The sequence below is a fragment of the Bacteroidota bacterium genome, assembly GCA_020161395.1.
Taxonomy (GTDB): domain Bacteria; phylum Bacteroidota; class Ignavibacteria; order Ignavibacteriales; family Ignavibacteriaceae; genus UTCHB3.
Map to the genome: position 1 here is coordinate 32,682 of JAIUOE010000012.1, position 17,410 is coordinate 50,091.

Annotated in this window: 17 protein-coding genes; 6 read left to right on the plus strand and 11 right to left on the minus strand. The window is 41.4% G+C overall.

What is annotated here, in order from left to right:
• Positions 1 to 11: 11 nt before the first annotated feature.
• Genes cas4 through cas6 form a run of 6 tightly spaced genes read right to left on the minus strand, consistent with a single transcriptional unit; the run spans position 12 to position 7,665 of the window.
• The gene (gene cas4 / locus LCH52_14895; protein ID MCA0389773.1) at positions 12 to 500 is read right to left on the minus strand and encodes a CRISPR-associated protein Cas4; all 489 of its coding nucleotides are present in this window, start codon (positions 498 to 500) and stop codon (positions 12 to 14) included.
• Entirely contained in the window at positions 497 to 3,199 is a 2,703-nt protein-coding gene (gene cas3 / locus LCH52_14900) for a CRISPR-associated helicase Cas3' (protein MCA0389774.1), read from the minus strand. The genes cas4 and cas3 overlap by 4 nt, the downstream gene beginning before the upstream one ends.
• A gap of 9 nt (positions 3,200 to 3,208) precedes the next feature.
• Positions 3,209 to 4,003 carry a type I-B CRISPR-associated protein Cas5 gene (locus LCH52_14905; protein ID MCA0389775.1) on the minus strand — a complete coding sequence of 265 codons (795 nt, stop codon included), beginning with the start codon at positions 4,001 to 4,003 and terminating at the stop codon, positions 3,209 to 3,211.
• Between the two features lie 8 nt (positions 4,004 to 4,011).
• A complete protein-coding gene (locus LCH52_14910) occupies positions 4,012 to 5,058 on the minus strand; it encodes a type I CRISPR-associated protein Cas7 (protein MCA0389776.1) in 1,047 nt (348 codons plus the stop codon).
• Position 5,059: 1 nt separating this feature from the next.
• On the minus strand, positions 5,060 to 6,868 hold the full coding sequence (locus LCH52_14915) for a hypothetical protein (GenBank protein MCA0389777.1): 1,809 nt from the start codon (positions 6,866 to 6,868) through the stop codon (positions 5,060 to 5,062).
• Positions 6,865 to 7,665, minus strand: a complete 801-nt coding sequence (gene cas6, locus LCH52_14920) for a CRISPR-associated endoribonuclease Cas6 (GenBank protein ID MCA0389778.1) — start codon at positions 7,663 to 7,665, stop codon at positions 6,865 to 6,867. Before cas6 ends, LCH52_14915 begins: the two co-directional genes overlap by 4 nt.
• A 207-nt stretch (positions 7,666 to 7,872) precedes the next feature.
• Here cas6 and LCH52_14925 point away from each other — a divergent pair, with 207 nt between their 5' ends.
• On the plus strand, positions 7,873 to 9,030 hold the full coding sequence (locus LCH52_14925) for an ATP-binding protein (protein MCA0389779.1): 1,158 nt from the start codon (positions 7,873 to 7,875) through the stop codon (positions 9,028 to 9,030).
• Here the strand turns inward: LCH52_14925 and radA are convergent.
• The 5 genes from radA to LCH52_14950 form a co-directional block, all read right to left on the minus strand.
• Positions 9,027 to 10,367 (minus strand): DNA repair protein RadA, encoded by a 1,341-nt coding sequence (gene radA, locus LCH52_14930; protein ID MCA0389780.1) that lies wholly within the window; start codon positions 10,365 to 10,367, stop codon positions 9,027 to 9,029. The two genes, LCH52_14925 and radA, sit on opposite strands and share 4 nt — an antisense overlap.
• Complete coding sequence (locus LCH52_14935; protein MCA0389781.1) at positions 10,364 to 11,116, minus strand: NAD-dependent deacylase; 753 nt, start codon at positions 11,114 to 11,116, stop codon at positions 10,364 to 10,366. The genes radA and LCH52_14935 overlap by 4 nt, the downstream gene beginning before the upstream one ends.
• Positions 11,117 to 11,154: 38 nt before the next feature.
• Positions 11,155 to 11,925 carry a tetratricopeptide repeat protein gene (locus LCH52_14940; GenBank protein MCA0389782.1) on the minus strand — a complete coding sequence of 257 codons (771 nt, stop codon included), beginning with the start codon at positions 11,923 to 11,925 and terminating at the stop codon, positions 11,155 to 11,157.
• Positions 11,926 to 11,954: 29 nt separating this feature from the next.
• Positions 11,955 to 13,736: a PAS domain-containing protein gene (locus LCH52_14945; GenBank protein ID MCA0389783.1), complete on the minus strand. Its 1,782-nt coding sequence runs from the start codon at positions 13,734 to 13,736 to the stop codon at positions 11,955 to 11,957.
• 172 nt (positions 13,737 to 13,908) lie between these two features.
• Positions 13,909 to 14,850, minus strand: a complete 942-nt coding sequence (locus LCH52_14950; protein MCA0389784.1) for a DUF4097 domain-containing protein — start codon at positions 14,848 to 14,850, stop codon at positions 13,909 to 13,911.
• A 374-nt stretch (positions 14,851 to 15,224) separates the two neighbouring features.
• On the opposite strand from LCH52_14950, the gene LCH52_14955 reads away from it, so the two are divergent.
• The 5 genes from LCH52_14955 (at position 15,225) to LCH52_14975 (ending at position 17,404) form a co-directional block, all read left to right on the plus strand.
• Complete coding sequence (locus LCH52_14955; GenBank protein MCA0389785.1) at positions 15,225 to 15,626, plus strand: HEPN domain-containing protein; 402 nt, start codon at positions 15,225 to 15,227, stop codon at positions 15,624 to 15,626.
• Positions 15,602 to 15,910: a nucleotidyltransferase domain-containing protein gene (locus LCH52_14960; protein MCA0389786.1), complete on the plus strand. Its 309-nt coding sequence runs from the start codon at positions 15,602 to 15,604 to the stop codon at positions 15,908 to 15,910. The genes LCH52_14955 and LCH52_14960 overlap by 25 nt, the downstream gene beginning before the upstream one ends.
• A gap of 194 nt (positions 15,911 to 16,104) precedes the next feature.
• Positions 16,105 to 16,248, plus strand: coding sequence for a hypothetical protein (locus LCH52_14965; GenBank protein ID MCA0389787.1), 144 nt, complete (start codon positions 16,105 to 16,107; stop codon positions 16,246 to 16,248).
• Between the two features lie 46 nt (positions 16,249 to 16,294).
• Positions 16,295 to 16,426, plus strand: coding sequence for a 30S ribosomal protein THX (locus tag LCH52_14970; protein MCA0389788.1), 132 nt, complete (start codon positions 16,295 to 16,297; stop codon positions 16,424 to 16,426).
• A 108-nt stretch (positions 16,427 to 16,534) separates the two neighbouring features.
• Positions 16,535 to 17,404, plus strand: a complete 870-nt coding sequence (locus LCH52_14975; protein ID MCA0389789.1) for a rhodanese-related sulfurtransferase — start codon at positions 16,535 to 16,537, stop codon at positions 17,402 to 17,404.
• The last annotated feature ends 6 nt before the right edge of the window (positions 17,405 to 17,410 follow it).

The window sequence follows — 17,410 nt, forward strand, 5'->3', positions numbered from 1 at the left end:
TCAATTCCTCACTAATCAACATAACAGAGTTCAAAATAGCTGCACCGCCTGCAGAACTTCTTGTGAATGACCTCGGGAGGACTCTCCAACCGTATGATCGACTCAATCTCAGGAATTATCCTGTCAAATACTTCCCTCTCCTTGTCACTCAACTTTACCCGCAATCTTTTCTTGAGTCTGGGGTAATCAATAATACCCGTTACATCAGTAATACCCTTTGATTCGAGGACATAAATGTAATACTGCACCTGCCTCACATGCAACATTTCCATTTTATCTGTCTTCTTAATCTCATGAATGACCTTCCTTTGCCTGTCAAAATAATCAAGTGAGATGCCCTCGATCCTGATCTCATGATTCTCCCGTTTATAAGTGTTCTCAGATATAAACCTGCCAACCGCCACGGTGTCGGAATTGAATTCCATGTTAATGTGGTTTGAGAATAACCACAGGTGCCTTTTACAGTGAAAATAATACTGGAGTTGAGTTCCTGTAATCATATGAAGTTAATATCGTCCGTTCCGTCTATCACATCACTCTCAATCCCGTTTTCGAAAGTGTAAACATTAGAGTACTCCCTTAAATAGAACAGATCTCCGACGAACTCGCCATATTTCTCAACAGCTTTAAATTCCTTTCCGTATCGGGACACACTGAAAGAGAAATTCGACATTAGAGCTGCAATATTTTTTATTTTGGCGGACTTTCTAACAAAGTCATCGTCTTTTCCGGCCAATACACCGTTCCAGATTGCAAAAAGTTCCTTGCCGGAGACACAGTCATTTGAATCCACAAGATCGAAATGCCTTGCCGTTTCTTTTTCTCTTTCTCCCAGCAGTTCAAGTTCAATGGATAGAGGGACAAACACCCTGACCGAATCATCCTCTATCAGTCTGAACTCACGGTCGATACTTTGGAATTCCAGTCTTTTGAAAAGCTTCTTAAACTCTTCGAAACCTCCCGCAAAATTTAACCTGTTTCTTGCATCTATCTTTGAAAGCACCCGATCATAAAATTCCTCGAACCGTTTTTCTTTGAGAATATCAGCATAATCTTCACCGCTCAATTCCTTCTTTACTATCTCAAGCCTTTTATCACCCCTGTAAACATCATTGGCTTTTCCGCTGTTAAAGATAAATACCCTGCAATCCTTTTTGCCGGCGTTTCTGTTTACCCTTCCGGCAAACTGTTCTTCAGCATCAGGAATTGCCCTGTCCTTAAATCCGATATCCATGTCAATATCAACTCCCGCTTCAACAACCTGAGTTGCCACAACAATGACGGGACCCGTAATTTCCCCCTTAAGCCGCTGAATAAGGTCCTTTCTTCTCGGTTCAAGTATGTTTCCTGACAAAAGGAACTTGTTCCTGATAGATGAATAATCCTCACGGTTTAATATTTTGGAATAAAATTCGCCTGCGTTTTTCTTCGTCACAAACTCTATTAAAACCTTTAAATTCTTCTTTTGTGACAATAAAGGCTGAACGATCCCCGAGACTTTTGAAGCAAACTCATCGAGATCAAATTCACCATCTTTCAACAGGGAAAAATCGTACTCCACCCGATGCATGAAATTTGGATTTGTAAAATATGCATCCCTGTTTTTTACCAATGATACAAAAGGATCATTCACCATGTTCAACAACTTGCTGATTTTGGGAAGTGTCGCCGACATGATGAAAAATCTGATGTTCAAAAGATCGGCATATTCATTTATCGCGAATATTAGTTTGTCCCAAATCTCAGGGTTATAACTCTGAATTTCGTCAATTATCACGATTGAGTTTGCAAGACGGTGAAATCCGTAAATCCTGTCCTTTCTGTGAGAGAGCATTAGACTAAAAAACCGGACATGACTCGTTAAAATCACAGGGTAGTTGTAGAAATATTCGGTAAGATAGTTCTGTTTTTCGCTTCCGTACTGACCATCTTTTATTTCGTCTTCCGGATTGTGTTTCAAAGTGCTTCCACTTTTGGAGTGCAACTCTGCCACTTCCTCATTGGTTAGACCGATAGCTTCTGTTAAAGTTTTATGTGTCTGGGTGATCAAGGTTGTAAAAGGAAAAACATAAAAAATCTTGTTGATCCTGTCGTCATTCTGAATCAGTTCAGATGCTGCGAGAAAAGAGAGATTTGTCTTGCCGCTCCCTGTCGGAGCTTCGAGGTAAAAAAGCCGTTTATCTTTATTCTCAGCTATATTGCCCAGCACCTCCGAAGCGAGAGAAGACCTCAAGCGGTTCAGATTCTCATTTGACATTTCAGACAGTGTTGCCGGATCCAATTTCAATTTCTCTCGTTCTTCATCTTTCAATCTCTTGTTGTATTCGATACTGTAAAGATTTCTGCAGAACTTCTCCTTGAGCCTGTCAGAAAAGATGCCAAAATCATTCCAATCCATACCGCTCATAAATTGATTCGTGGCATAGTAGTCAGCAGCTGTTAGAAGAGAAAAGCTCATTTTGATCAATGAATAAGCCGCTGTATTGCCAAGTTTTAAGAATTCTTCCATCAATACTATGTTCTTCCAGGAATTCGAGTCGAATATCTTTGTCAGAATTTCGTGAACAGAGGAGATATCAGGGATAAAAACTTCAGATAGAGCCTTCAACTCTTCGAGCACTTCGGGATTAAACGGAGATGATTCAGAACAGAATGCCTCATACAACTGCCCGTGGTGCATCCTTAATGGATATGATAATGCAATAATCATGTAAAAAACGGGAAATCCCTTCGGCGGCATTCCTTCCAATTTCAGGATACCTCTCTCCAGAGCCAGTTTCATGAAGTGTGCGGTAAAGAAATATGCGCCTGCTTCAGAATGATGGGAGCCGAGTAGAGTATCCTGTTTCCTGAAGCCCGGATTCTTCATTTTTTCATACTGAAAACCGGGGTTGATCTTCCCAAAATCATGGAACAACACAACCCCGGCAAATGCCTCTTTTATCAGTTCAGCAGTTTCCTGAATACCTTCCGATCCGTTCTTTTCAAGGAAATTGAAAACAAGATCGTCTATTACACGATCAAGTCCGTTTGCCTCAACAAGTTTAACAAAGTAGTGAATGACCAGGCTTGTATGCTCATGAAGTGTTTCCCGCTCATTCCCGTCTTTGGAGAGATGGGCAATATATTTTTCATGTTCCCGAATAAACCCGGGTACCGAAAAATTAGTGTTCGCTGTTATTTCCCTGATAGAACGCATCTTTGTTACTCAGTTTAGTTGAACAATTATCTTTTTTTCGCCTTCCTTCAGCAAATAGAGATTTCCGGGATTGTATCTGCCGTCAAACTTCACATTAGTAAGAACGAAGTCACTGAAAGCATACACTCTCCTCTGCTCATCATAACCGGAAGGAAGCCTCTCGAAGTTGAAGACCGGGTTCGATTGAATAAAGGTGAAGAAACCAGGTGATTTTACACCTTCGACTCTCACGCCTTCCTGCTTGATGAATGCCGTCTCTATTTGGTATTGCTCACCATCAGCAGGATGAAATTCCGAGAATTCGTACTCACGAAAATTTTCCCACCAGATCTGGAATTCATTTTTCCCGAGATAAGGAATGTAAACAGCATCACTTTTTTTCAAATTCTCATAAATCACTTTTTGTTCTTCAATGTCAAGATCCAGTTTCAAATAGACATCAAAAGCAGGATTGATAAGAATCTGCTCCTGTACTATAAGGTTGCCGCCTTCCTCATGACTGGCGAAGCCAGTGCTGTTGTTGTATTTCAAATAACTCTTCTTGAACACGGCTGAATCGCCACCTGTAACGGGCTTAATGCCTGCACAAATGGAATTTAACTTCTGATAATATTCAGGAAGCTTTTTTGTGTCTTCAATGTAACTCTGATAGAAACCTCCCAAACCTGCAATTGCGCCCAGAATACCAAGAAGTGCAGGCTTGTGAAGTGAATTGTATGTCAAATACAAATCCTCGTTCATATCAGTCTTCTTTAGAAAACCCAGTGGAGACCTGATTCTGACCGAAATAACCGTCTCTTTCATGACCGGCTCTAAATTTTTTGCGAGTTGAGAAGATTATATTTTTCTATATTCATCCCGTCAAAACCGGTCACAATTGTGTCAGTTGGATTGTAATAGAGTTCGACCTTTTCAATTTCTTCAATCACACTCTTTATTACCTCGGCAGCTCTAGTGGCATCTATTACCACTTTTTTGTCCTTGTCTCTTCTCACATCAATCAGTTCTGTGAAACCGGGAAGTACCTTGTTTGATCCCTCTTTCAGGGTAACAAACAGAGCCATTTCGTTCTCTGACCCGATTTTCCTTGAGGAATCCAAGTAGGTTACAGCTTTTGTCATGGCTTCTTTTAAGACATCGATATCCTTATTGGAAAGATGCCTGGCTAACCTTTTTTCGCCGTCCGGTGTCTCGAGATTTTCCAAAAGTCTGTAATAATCTTCAAGATTCTTTGGATTTATAGAGAAATGATAGACATAATGACCCTCCTGCAGGTTCGTCTGATTGCCAATTGTTGCATTCTGCTTATCATCTTCTTCAGTTCCCGTGCGGAATGGTGACAATATGTCCTCAGTATAAATTACATTCTCATTGAACTTGTTTACAGCGTGATTTATCTGTACCGGTCCATGAATTGAAAGATTTACACTGTCTGTTTTTGACTGTTTTGCAAATGTTGCACCGAACAGTCTTACATCAATGCAGTTAAACAGGTTAAAAAGAGAGGTGAACTTCGATTTGCCCTTCTCTTTTTTTGCTGATTTCGCACCTTCTTCGCTCCCGGAAGATTTAATCATGCCATCAACTGATGCAACCATTTTTTCATAGGCTTCTTCGAGATTGAATGGAACCATGTCGTTATTGTATCTTTTTATGTAAAGAACATGGTTTCCGGGAGTGCCTTCATAATTTTTCTTTATATAGTCTTTGATAGCATATTTCAATGCTTTGTCCGTTGCATACACAGTACCGTCAGGAAGAGTACGGGGTGAATGAGTGAAGTCTGCATTAAAGTTTGAATTGATTGAACGGATTACTGCACATCCGTAAACGCGATTGTTGAATTTTTCTGTAGCCATCTTAATTGGTCTCCTGTATAGTTTCTTTCGATTTATATAAAATGTTATCTCCGAAATATCCCGCAAACAGTACAGGCAACATTTCCTTGTACCCTGTTTCAGGCCTGTATCCTATTACTTCTTCAAACAACCTGTTAAACCTGAGGCTGTTGAAAGAGATTGCGTGTTTGTACTGATTAAACACTCTTATCAACTGGTCGTTAAAAGATTCAACAGTTGTCCTGTTGATGAAAGGTTCAATCAGTGAATGTGTCTTATTGCCTGACTGACTCTGCGAAAGCAAGTAATAGATTAACTGCCCGGCACAGAATGCGTATTCGTAGTCATCCCGAATGTGACTCTCTGATGACTTGACGATTTCTCCAATCCTCTCGAAATATTTGGGTATCTCGCTTGGCATATCTCTTCCTCCGAAATTAGTGTTATTTTTATCGAATTTGTGATTTAAGCTAAATAGTATGTTTAATATGTTTCGGATGCTGTCGAAAGGCAGCTTTTCCGATGACAGTATAAGGTCAGTAACATTTGAAATTATCAGGTTGTAGAAACTTTTACCGGTGATGGCATCCGTCTTCGACTTGTAAATGTATTCGTAAATGGAGTAACGGTATTTTTCGATATTGTTGATAACGGACTTGCACGGTTGTTTGTTGAAAAACCTGTTCGCGCCAAGATCATCAAAATAGTGAAAACTCGGGTTTTCCTTCCCTGTGATAAGCATGTTGTTAAAAATCGCATTTGCAACCCTGAACTCAAAGTCGAATATATTCTTTACATCATCACTTTCTCTTTGATTTTGCATCAACTTGATTATCCTGAAATCTTCCAATTGATAAACAAACTGTTCAACAAAATCGAAATCATTTATTGATATACTCATCCCCTTGCTCCAGTTTAGAAGATAATAGTCACCAAGTTGATCCGCTCCTTTTTCCTTAAAAATTCGCTCTATCATACCCCGGTAAGAAAATTTACCGTCCTGTTTTAGGGTCTCAATTATATCACCGTTCAGTTGTTCTTCGTATATGAAGACCGGCAGAGGATTGGGAATTCTGTTTTCTTTAAGTCGCAATAAAACTTCAAAAACATTCAGGTTTATAGCGGTTCTGAAATCTGTCAGTCTGAATGAATGTGCAAAAGAGCTTTGAGAAAATTTATAGGGTTTCTTCTGGTTAGTGTCAATTTTGAAGGAATGAATCCCATAGTTTCCGTTTTCAATAGTGTAATCATTCACATTGTATATCTTCTTTTTAAAATAATCATCTGATATATCTTGTATGATTTCAAGTGGCATATCGAAAAGAATTGTGATTTTTTTCTCATCGCCAGGATGAAAAAGCCCGACACGACCAATTAAATCTCTAAAAATAGATTGTGCAATCGCATATTCACCGTTTATTTCGGTTCTTGTGAATATATTCTCGTAAAGGTCTCCGGCAGTTGCATAAAAAGCATCTACCGAGCTCTGAAGCTTTTCGAGATTTTTGGTATTTAATTGTATAACAAAGGGATTGTTTGTATAAATCTGCTTTACGAGCGTCTTGTTACTGCTTACTGCTCTCGACAGGAAGAGTTTCTTATTAAACTGAGATTTCGTAATAAACTCGTGAATTGCAACTTCCTCAACATCAGCGGTTAGTTTTCCCTTTTTATCAACTTCAAAGTGATAATGAAGTTTGAAATTCACCGGGTTCTCTGAGTCCTTAACATAAATGAAATACTCTCCTTCTTCGAGAGGTTTACTCTCAAACAGCAGCCAGTTTAATTTATCTCCCAGAGAATTGACATAATTTGAAAGTTCGGTTATCATTTGTCCTCCTTTTTTATTTGTGCAAGTCCGAAACCCATTGAATTTTTATTCCCAAAGCCGCAATCATACCCTGCTTTTATCAATCTGACATCGCCAGTTATTTTGAATGGAGCGAGAATACCAATTACATCGGTGGCTTTTGGGGAATTGGGATTGACAGTAATCTTTTTGGTTACCCGGTCTCTCCTTCTGATGTAATCTTTATCCCACTCGAGAACAACAGAAGCTTTCCCGGTCAGGTCTTCACCGGTTATCAGCAGATGTTTGTTTATGAGATTTTGGGAGAGAATTCTTGATGCTTCCTCCTCCTCATCAGGACGAAGGAAACGGGTGCTTTGTTTCCCGTTATACTCGACGGGTTTTGAAATCACCATGGGAGCAAGGAGTCTGAAGTTCATCGATTCCTTTATTTCAGGCTCTCCCAAGCCGGCAAGCTCTTCGATAATAAAAGTAGTGTACCGGTCGATGGTACCAACTTTAAAAATCGATTTATTTAAGGTCCCGAGGACAAATGAAGTGAAAAATTCTTCAGCTTTAGGGGAAGAGACATAGAGTGTGGTCGCGGGGTCAATAAAATAAAAATGGTCTTTCACCACTTTTATCTGAGAGAACTCGACACCAAACGAGAAGAGTTTGTAATTTTTACCCGATTCAAGTCTGTATCCCTTGTTATGAAGGAATTCAGAAAATTCGGGAGAACCCAACCTTAAAAGGTCGTAAATAGCCGCACTAAAATGATAGTAGAAGTTTGCCTGAATCGATTTTGAAGCACTTCGCAAAGTAAATTTTAGTCGCATGGAAGCCCTAACACATTAATTGGAATCATATATTTTGATAGAGTCAAATTTATGAATTTTTTCCAAATTCCTGCGCAATTAAAATTACTTTTTACAAAAAAATGCGTTGACCGCCTGCAAATTACCCCGAGTGACCTCCACAATTCATGATTTCCGGACAATTTTGCAATCTGATTGCAAATTTGTCCGGTTTTTGTATTTTTGAGTATGATAAAAAGAGAAATTGAGCAAAAGCTTGTCGCCCTGAGCGGGAAATTTCCCGTTGTGGCGATTCTTGGTCCGAGGCAATCGGGTAAGACTACACTTGCCAAAGCCCTCTTCAGTGACTATAAATATGTGAACCTGGAAGAGCCTGACACCAGATTATTTGCAGAGGAGGACCCCAGATCGTTTCTTCAATATCCCAAAATGATTATTGATGAGATTCAAAGGGCTCCGGTTCTGCTGTCGTATATTCAAAGTATTGTTGACAAGGAAGGGATTTCCGGACAGTTTATAATCACCGGGTCACAGAACTTGTTAATAAATGAGAAGATATCTCAAACCCTCGCCGGCAGGGTCGCAATTCTCAATCTTTTACCGTTTACCATGGATGAACTTTTCTCCACAGGAAAATACGGGAATGCGGACAGATTCGATATTATATTCAACGGTTTCTACCCGCCACTGCATGACAGAGGAATTGATCCGAACGACTGGTATCCTAACTATATCTCCACCTATGTTGAAAGAGATGTCAGACTGATCAAAAACATCGGCGATCTTGGAACATTTATCATTTTCCTGAAATTGCTCGCAGGAAGAATTGGACAACTCCTCAACATCAGTTCCATCGCTACTGAGACAGGAATAAGTGTAAATACGGCAAAAAGTTGGATATCACTCCTCGAAACAAGTTTTGTGGTGTTTTCACTCCAGCCATGGTTTTCGAATATAAATAAACGATTGGTAAAGCAACCAAAAATATTTTTTTACGATACCGGTTTGGCTGTGTCACTCCTCGAGATTCAAAAGGTGGAGCACCTGAGAACTTATTTCCAAGCCGGTTCTCTCTTCGAAAATATGATAATTGCTGATATTTTGAAAAAAAGATATAACAGCGGTCTGTCTAATAATTTGTTTTTCCTGAGAGATAAATCGGGGAGGGAGATCGATTGCCTTCTGGATAACGGCACTTCAAAAACGATGATTGAAATTAAAGCCGGACAGACTATCAATAAAGACTTCTTTGCGAATTTAACATACTGGTCTGAATTGGATCCGAATTCCAACGATCAAAAATACCTGGTGTACGGGGGAGATGAAGCCCAACAAAGACTTGGTACTTCAGTTCTGCCATGGAGAGACACAGCCCGGCTCCTCTAACCCACAGCCTCCTCAATCGTAGCTACCGCTCTGATTTTCATGCCGGTTTTCCCTTTGGTTTCGGGGAGATTGGCTTTTGGGATTATTGCGGAGGTGAAGCCGAGTTTTTCAGCTTCCTTCAGGCGGGCGATGATTTGCGAAACTCCTCTTATTTCCCCGCCGAGACCGACCTCCCCGATTACGATCATTCCTGCGGGAAGTGTCTTCTCCTGAGCTGATGAGATTACACTCAGACAGATCGGCAGATCGGAGGCAGGTTCGTCAATTCGCATTCCACCCGATACATTTATAAATACATTTTTGTTGGAAAGGTTTATTTTCGCCCTTTTTTCTAGGACTGCGAGAAGTATTGAGAGTTTCCTCTGATCGAATCCGCTGGTGATTCGTGATGGATTCCCAAAATATGAAGGGACAACCAGTGCCTGCACTTCCGTAAGAATAGCCCTCGTCCCCTCGAAAACAGCAGTGATACAACTTCCGGAATTCACGGTTTTATCTTCGTTAAGGAAAACGCCCGAAGGATTCAAGACCTCCATCAGTCCGCTCCCCTGCATTTCAAATACACCGATTTCATTCGAGCTGCCAAACCTGTTTTTTATCGCCCTGATAATCCTGAAGAGATTGTTGCTGTCTCCCTCGAATTGAAGAACAGTATCCACCATGTGTTCAAGGATCTTCGGACCCGCAAGCGAGCCCTCTTTTGTGACATGACCGATAATCACGGCGGTTCTCCCTGTGGTTTTGGCATTTTCCATCAAGGCATATGCCGACTCCCTGATCTGGGAAACGGTACCTGGGGAGCTCATTAATTCGGGATTGTGGACGGTTTGAATGGAATCGATTACAAAGAGTGAGGGGGAAGTGTCGTTTATGGCACCTAAAATCTTGTTCACATCGGTTTCAGCAAGAATGGTTATAAGGTCAGAACGAATTCCGAGTCTTTCCGCCCTCATCTTGATCTGTTGCAGCGATTCCTCGCCTGTAACATACAACGAAGGTTTTGCAAGAAGTGCCAGCGACTGAAGCAGGATGGTCGACTTCCCTATTCCAGGTTCACCGCCGAGAAGAATCACTGATCCGGGCACAAACCCGCCACCGAGTGTCCTGTCGAGTTCACTGATACCTGAAGAAAAACGGGCAATTGATGAGGACTCAATCTTTTCAAGTTTGCTTATGTTCAACGAACCGGAAAAAGTCCGTTTCCCTTTTGCTTCCTCTTTAACGACAAGTTCCTCACTGAAACTGTTCCACGATTCGCACTCGGGACACTTGCCAAGCCACCTTATGCTTTCGTATCCGCAGGAGGCACAAACAAATTTTGTTTTATCCTTCTTCAATATTCTTTCAGTCTTTTCACTTCATCGAATATTGCAGGCAACACATCACCCGATCTGCCGTTGATGAAAAGTCGCCTTCCTTGATGATGGTCCGATTCATCGATATTGATATCACAAACCATTGCACCCGATGAAAGGGCAGCAGAAGGAAGAAGTGCAGCAGGATATACCACACCCGAGGTACCCACGACTATCATCACATCGCATGATTCACAATCTTCCTCGGCCATCTCATAAACGCCTCCGGGAAGGTTTTCGCCAAACCATACCACATCGGGTCTGATGAGGGCACCGCAGTCGCATCTTGGCGGTTTGTTGTCATTCAGATCGATTTCGCTGTCATATCTCTTTCCACAGAGGGTGCACTTATTGCGGGTGATGTTCCCGTGCAGTTCATAGACGCAGGAACTTCCCGCTCTCTGGTGGAGATTATCCACATTCTGGGTCACAACTGTGACATCGAAATACTTCTCAAAATCTTTGATTGCACGATGACCGGAGTTGGGACGGGCTTCATTAATTATTCGGCGCCTGTACTGGTACCATTCCCACACCAACTCCGGATTCTTCATGAAAGAGTCGAAATTTGCCAGTTCCTGGGCACTGAATTTTTTCCACAAGCCATCATCACCGCGAAAAGTGGGGATACCACTTTCGGCACTGACACCGGAACCCGTAAAAAAAACCACTTTCCTCGAATCTGCCAGTCTGTTTATCAACTCTTTCGGAATTACTATATCATAAGACATTAAAGTTTTGTTCTCCCGTAAAACTTCATACCTGAATGTTATTTTCCTTTGATCTCATTTAGCAGGTTTTTTGCCTCCGCAAGCACTGTCGCATCATCTTCATCAAGGAAAGGAATCCCCGCCACTTTATTCAAATGTGTGCGGGCTTTGTCATACTGATCATCTTCAATATATGCTTTTGCAATCTCGAGATGGAACATTCTGAAATTTGGACGGAGTTTGATCGCTTTATTCAAATATTTTATTGCCTCATCAATATCACCCCAGCCCAGACCAAGAGGGGCTCTAAAGATATAAGCTTTTTCACAAAGTTTATTGTGGGTTCTGCCCAGTACATAATTTGCCGTTGCCTGAATCTCTGATCCGCCGTTACCAAGCTGAATAGCTTTCTCCACATCAGCTTTTACCGAATTAACTATGCCTGCTGCGCTGAACACATTTTTAAAAAGTGCGATTCTGCCGTTGGCGATAGCGCGTCTGAGGTAGTTGACAGATTTGTCCGGAGCAAGTTTTATCGCTTTCGAGGCATAACTCTCCGCGGTTTCAAAGTTGGAAAGCTGTGAATTTCCGCCCGAGTGTTCACCGATGTCAACATAAGTTCTGCTGAGTCTCCAGTAAATCTCCCAGTTGTTGGGCGAAAGTTTGTCTGCTTCCTTGAATTTTTTCAAAGCATCGTTGTTTTTGAACTGCTTTGTGGCAAGTTTATCTCCCTCCTCGACGAGTTTTTTCCAGTCCTGGGATTGTAAACTTCCTGCGTTGAGGATGACAAGTGCTGCCAGCAAAAAGAAAAAAAGTTTGGTCTGTTTCATGCCTGATTGCCTCTGTTGGTTTGACAATGTTAGTTGATTATTGATTTTACTGCCTCTGTTAGTTTGGTCTTGTCTATTGGTCTCTGAAGAATTGCTTTTACTCCCCGCTCCAAATGGAAATCCGAATCCGCTCTCCCGTCATCGCTAAGCAGAACAACAGGGGTTTTGAAGTGGCTGTCTGAAGGATTCACTGCCTCGATAAATTGCTCACACGACATGAGCGGCATGTTTTTCCCTGCTATGATAAGTGCCGGGGCACTCTCTTTTAAGAGATCGACCGCCTCATAACCGTTATCCACGCTGACAAGCTCGTAATCCTTAAACTCTGAATGAATCATTTCCCTGAGTGATTTCTCTTCTTCCGGTTCTGAATCGACTATCATGATGGTGTTCGCAGGTACGGGCAGGGTGAAGTGGAACTCGCTTCCGCTGTCCTCTTCCGAATAAAACCATATCTCCCCGCCATGTTTTTCCACTATCTCCTTCACGAGGGTCAAGCCAAATCCGCTTCCTTTTTCCCCTTTTGAACCCTCTTTAGAGACAATCTTATCGAGGTTGAAGAGCTTCGCCTTGTCATCGGGTGAAATTCCCATACCGTGATCTTTTACAATAAACTCCACCTGCCGGGTATTGAAAAGCCCCGCGGTAATTTCCACTTTACTGTTCTCGAAGGAAAATTTAATAGCGTTGTTCAAGAGATTTGAAATCACCTGACCCGCAAGTCTCTCATCGGCATGGACATATAAATCTATCGGCACATCAAGAACAATCTCAATATTTTTCCTGATGGCATTTCCGGTGAGGTTCGAAACACAATTGTGAATCAGCGCATGAGCCGGCAATCTCTGACTTTCGGGTTTCAATTTTCCCGTTCTGAGTCGTGACCAGTCCAGCAGATAATTAATAAACTGCAACTGTGAGACCGAAGCTTCATAGATGTAAGTAAGGTACTCTATTTTCTCATGTTCCGGAAGATCAGGCTCATTCAAAAGGATCTCGGCAAACCCCAGGATACTGGTATATGGGCCCCTGAGATCATGCGAAAGGATGTTGATAAATCTGTCTTTGGAATCATTCAGCCGTTTGAGGTGTGTCTCCGATTCCTCAAGGTTGAACTGCTTGAGTTTCAGTTTTGTAATATCGGTAACAATTCCCGAAACCTTTTCAGGATCACCTTTGCTGTTTCTCGTGATGTTCCGCAGTTCCGAAACCCAAATCACCTCTTCACTTTTCGTAACCAGTCTGAATTCAAGTTTTACCTTATGCTGGGCATGGTTGTTTTTTGCCTCATTCAAAACCCGTAGAACATTAGTCACATCAGCCCTGTGAATTATCGAGAAGAGCCGTCCGTGCATTTTATTCAACTCCACGGATGTGTAGCCTGTTATTTTTTCAACCTGATCATTAAAACTGACGGGTGCATTGGGATTCATCGGATCACTGTCCTGCCACAGGAAAAAATCGATATCCGAGTGAGACGAAAGCAGATCCTTCAGAACAGGGTCACTGAGTTCATTGTCAGATGTGGTGAGAAAAAAACCGAAAGCAGTGAATCCCTCTTCCTTAGGCACTATCTTTATGAACATTCCGTTGCCCGGAATCTCCCTCGATAGAAAAGAACCGGCAAAGCCGTTTTTTAGTATCGATTCTATGTCGAAAGCGCTTGCGCTCGTTACAGGACGGAATACTTCCCTGAAGTTTCTTCCGTGAAGTGCTGATGCAGAAAGTCTTCTTTCTTTCCCCTTTGTTTCAACACTTTTTATCCTTAACCGGTCGTCGAGATCAATTAGAAAGTCGCTTGTTTGCTGCATTTATTTGTATCGTGAATTTATTAAAACCAAAGTTCAAAATAAATCAAATTTGCATCACTACAAAGTATTGAATTGGGGTTCTTGCTCCGAATAACAGAATAACCCCTTTAAAAGGAAAAAGCATGCGGGATTTCTCCAGCATGCTTTTTATCCGGTTGTTCTCTTTAGAAAACTATTTGAGCTTGTTCAGCGATATCGATCCACCGCTGGTTTTGCAGATTAGAGGAACACCACCACCGTTTACCGTGCCTGTGAAACTGCTGTTGCCTGTTTTTACATTCGATGCCGGGAGTTCGCAACTTACCGATCCGCCCGAGGTTTTCAGCATCACATCTGCCTTGAAGGATTCAGGAACGAATACATCAATGTCACCGCCCGAGGTTGAACATTCAACCCCCTGATTCTCTCCTGTATATTTGAGGCGAATGCTTCCGCCTGATGTCTTTGCTACTATGGAACCGGACTGACTGTCTATATCAACATCTCCACCTGATGTGCCTGCCTCGATGGAACCTTCGACATCCTTCACCTGAACATTTCCACCCGATGTATGAAGTTTTGCAGAACCTTTGAATTTACCAAGCTTTACATCACCGCCACTTGTTCTGGCATCAAGTGACCCTGAAGAATTGGCAACTCCAATGTTACCACCCGATGTTTTAAGAGCGAGGCTTCCGTTCATGTCTTTCAATTTGATAAATCCACCGCTGGTCTTCACTTCAGCACTGTAGCTTGCGGGAGTTTTTACTTCAACCCTTAAATCGAGATTGCTCAGGCTTTTCAGAAAACTTTTTTTCTCAATGGATACAGAAACTGTGTTGCCCGATTGTTCAACTGCGATGTCAACCTTGTCAAGCGCATCTTCATCCCCGTAAATCTTTACGCTTACTTCATTCTGGTTCCATGTGGTTACATCGACATCAGCCGCCACCACTTCAACACCCAGTTTCCCTCCTGCCGTAACCTGAAATGACTTTTCCAGAAGCAGTTTGGCTACCACATCCTTGTGACTGTAATCGCTGTAGTGGGTGGAACATGAGGATGATATCAGGGATACCGCCAAAAGAGGGAGCAAAAAGATCGTTTTTTTGATTGTGTTACTTGAAGATTTCATGTGATTTTCCTTGTTATTAAGTTCTGTTCTTTTGACCACGAAATATCAGAAAAGGTTGCTTGATATTTCTCATTTTTTCAACCGACCATAATTTTATTTTACCGCTCGTTTAGGGGATCCCTGTTTCCGGTGGCAGTCTGACTTGTTTTTTGTTTTAACCATGCTTACTGTGATGAAAACCATGATAAAAAGCACCGGGTTCGATTCATAAACAGGCGAAAACCCGTGGCACTTTTCCAATCCGGCTACACAAGGGTTAACAAATGGTAAAAAGAGGAATATGTGAATATCCAATCCCTCCTCTGCGGGGTAGCTTTTTTTTTAATCGCTTATTTCTTAAGTTTAGGTTCATTTACAATTCATTTTGGATATTCTTGACTGAAGAGATAAAAAAGAAAGTTAACTATTGGTTTGAAATGGTTTTCTATGATTTGGAAACTGCAAAAGCCATGCTTGAGTCAAAGAGGTATCTTTATGTCGGATTTTTTTGCCATCTAATTATTGAAAAGGCTCTTAAGGGTCATTTTTGGTTTAAAATTCAAGAAGAGCCGCCATTCACTCACAATCTGGTAATTTTAAGTGACCGTTCCGGTCTGTCGAATTTGCTCACGATTGAGCAAAAAATACTTTTATCTGAGTTGATGCCTCTTAACATTGCGGGTAGATATTCGCATGAAAAAGAAGAAATTGGAAAAATCCAGACAAAAGAACATTGTAATTTGTTGTTAAACAAAACTGAGGAGTTGGCAAATTGGATACTGAAACAATCTCAGTAATCGACAGATTCATATTAAAAATAAAACAATCATTCAGTCCCAAATATGTCATTTTATTCGGTTCGTATTTAAGGGGAGAGCAGAAGGAATTTAGTGACATAGATATAGCTGTAGTTTTTGAAAAGTATGAAGGCACAAACATTTTGGAAGATAATGCTTTTTTATTTCGACTGGCCTGGGAAGTGGATGCCCGTATCGAACCCGTCATACTCTCTCTTGAAAATGATAATAGTGGCTTCACCCAGTCAGTTTTAAAAAATGGTAAAATTCTTTATGCAGCATAATAGGCCTTGTTTGAAGTTTACAAGTAATTCAGACCAATTGCATAATTTTGAGTAAGATTCTCTGCTACCATCTGATGTTTGAATTTATGATTCACCTAAAAATTTAGTTTTATGGCAAACGAAGTAATAAATAGAGCAATCTCAATATGTAAGAAACATGGTGTCACAAGGTTGATACTATTCGGAAGTACTTTATGCTTGATAAATACTATCTGGAAGAAATTAAGGCCGAACTGGAATCACTCGAAATTGTAATCACCGGGATGGAGAATATCCTATTGGATTACAGGACTCCCGCTCCTGTCGAGACTTTTATTTCCCTCTTGATTATTAACTGATTATAGTGTATTTTTGCAGACTGTTTATCAATTAAAAAGGTGCATAATGGGCAAAGGCGACCCAAGAACAAAAAGAGGAAAGATCTTTAAAGGATCCAACGGCAAATTCAGACCTACCCTGAAGAACATCAACAGGGCAAAAAAAGAAACTGCCCAAGGCGAAACCTCAGCAAAATAGTCAGTTTTTTTTGAGTTTTGGCAGTACACAGTAGTTTGTAAATTATTTTGTACTGCTTTTCTATTTTAAAAGGAATCCATTCTGTCCGATAACAACAGTTGTGTAGTTATTACATTCTACAAATACACAAAAATTGAAGACCCCGAAGAATTTCAGCCGGTTCTCCTTAATTTCTGCCTCCAGGAAGAGATTAAGGGGAAAATCTATCTTGCCAATGAAGGAATAAACGGTTCCATCTCCGGCGAGAGGAAAAAAATCGAAATTTTCAAGCAGTATCTTCAGTCTTTTCCTTTCATTGGCGAAGTTGTATTCAAGGAAGACCCGATTACAGGTCTCTGCCATGAAAAAATGTTCGTGCGAGTAAGAAACGAACTGGTCAATTCGGGGGCAAGGGACATCGACCTGAGCCTCGGCGGCAAAAGACTTTCTCCCGAACAGCTCCTTAAATTCTACGAGGAAGGGAAGGAATTTGTTATCATCGACACCCGCAACTGGTATGAAAGCAAGATTGGCAGATTCAAAAACGCCATGACTCCCCATATCGAAAATTTCAGGGACTGGCCCGGTTTCGTCGACCAGATTGAAGACCTGAAAGACAAAACCGTGATTACATACTGCACAGGTGGCATAAGGTGCGAAAAGGCATCCGCAGTGATGGTGGAAAAAGGTTTCAAGGATGTGTGGCAGCTCGATGGCGGAATTGTCAGTTACCTCCACAAATACCCCGATACCTACTGGGAAGGGGGCATGTTTGTGTTCGATAACCGCAGAGTTGTCGAAGTGAACACCAAAGAGGAGTTGAAACATGTGGCTGAATGCGAACATTGTGGAAAACCAACCTCAAAATACATCAATTGTCACAATCTGATCTGCGACAGGATTTTTGTGTGCTGCGAAGACTGCCGCAAGGTTATGGACTACTCATGCAGCGAGGAGTGTATGAAATCAACCCACAGGAGAGCAAAGTATTACGACTAAAAAACT

Excerpts from the sequence above, each read along its gene's own strand:
- cas4 (MCA0389773.1), bottom strand. The coding sequence starts at position 500 with ATGATTACAGGAACTCAACTCCAGTATTATTTTCACTGTAAAAGGCAC.
- cas3 (MCA0389774.1), bottom strand. The coding sequence starts at position 3,199 with ATGCGTTCTATCAGGGAAATAACAGCGAACACTAATTTTTCGGTACCC.
- LCH52_14905 (MCA0389775.1), bottom strand. The coding sequence starts at position 4,003 with ATGAAAGAGACGGTTATTTCGGTCAGAATCAGGTCTCCACTGGGTTTT.
- LCH52_14910 (MCA0389776.1), bottom strand. The coding sequence starts at position 5,058 with ATGGCTACAGAAAAATTCAACAATCGCGTTTACGGATGTGCAGTAATC.
- LCH52_14915 (MCA0389777.1), bottom strand. The coding sequence starts at position 6,868 with ATGATAACCGAACTTTCAAATTATGTCAATTCTCTGGGAGATAAATTA.
- cas6 (MCA0389778.1), bottom strand. The coding sequence starts at position 7,665 with ATGCGACTAAAATTTACTTTGCGAAGTGCTTCAAAATCGATTCAGGCA.
- LCH52_14925 (MCA0389779.1), top strand. The coding sequence starts at position 7,873 with ATGATAAAAAGAGAAATTGAGCAAAAGCTTGTCGCCCTGAGCGGGAAA.
- LCH52_14935 (MCA0389781.1), bottom strand. The coding sequence starts at position 11,116 with ATGTCTTATGATATAGTAATTCCGAAAGAGTTGATAAACAGACTGGCA.
- LCH52_14940 (MCA0389782.1), bottom strand. The coding sequence starts at position 11,925 with ATGAAACAGACCAAACTTTTTTTCTTTTTGCTGGCAGCACTTGTCATC.
- LCH52_14945 (MCA0389783.1), bottom strand. The coding sequence starts at position 13,736 with ATGCAGCAAACAAGCGACTTTCTAATTGATCTCGACGACCGGTTAAGG.
- LCH52_14950 (MCA0389784.1), bottom strand. The coding sequence starts at position 14,850 with ATGAAATCTTCAAGTAACACAATCAAAAAAACGATCTTTTTGCTCCCT.
- LCH52_14965 (MCA0389787.1), top strand. The coding sequence starts at position 16,105 with ATGCTTGATAAATACTATCTGGAAGAAATTAAGGCCGAACTGGAATCA.
- LCH52_14970 (MCA0389788.1), top strand. The coding sequence starts at position 16,295 with ATGGGCAAAGGCGACCCAAGAACAAAAAGAGGAAAGATCTTTAAAGGA.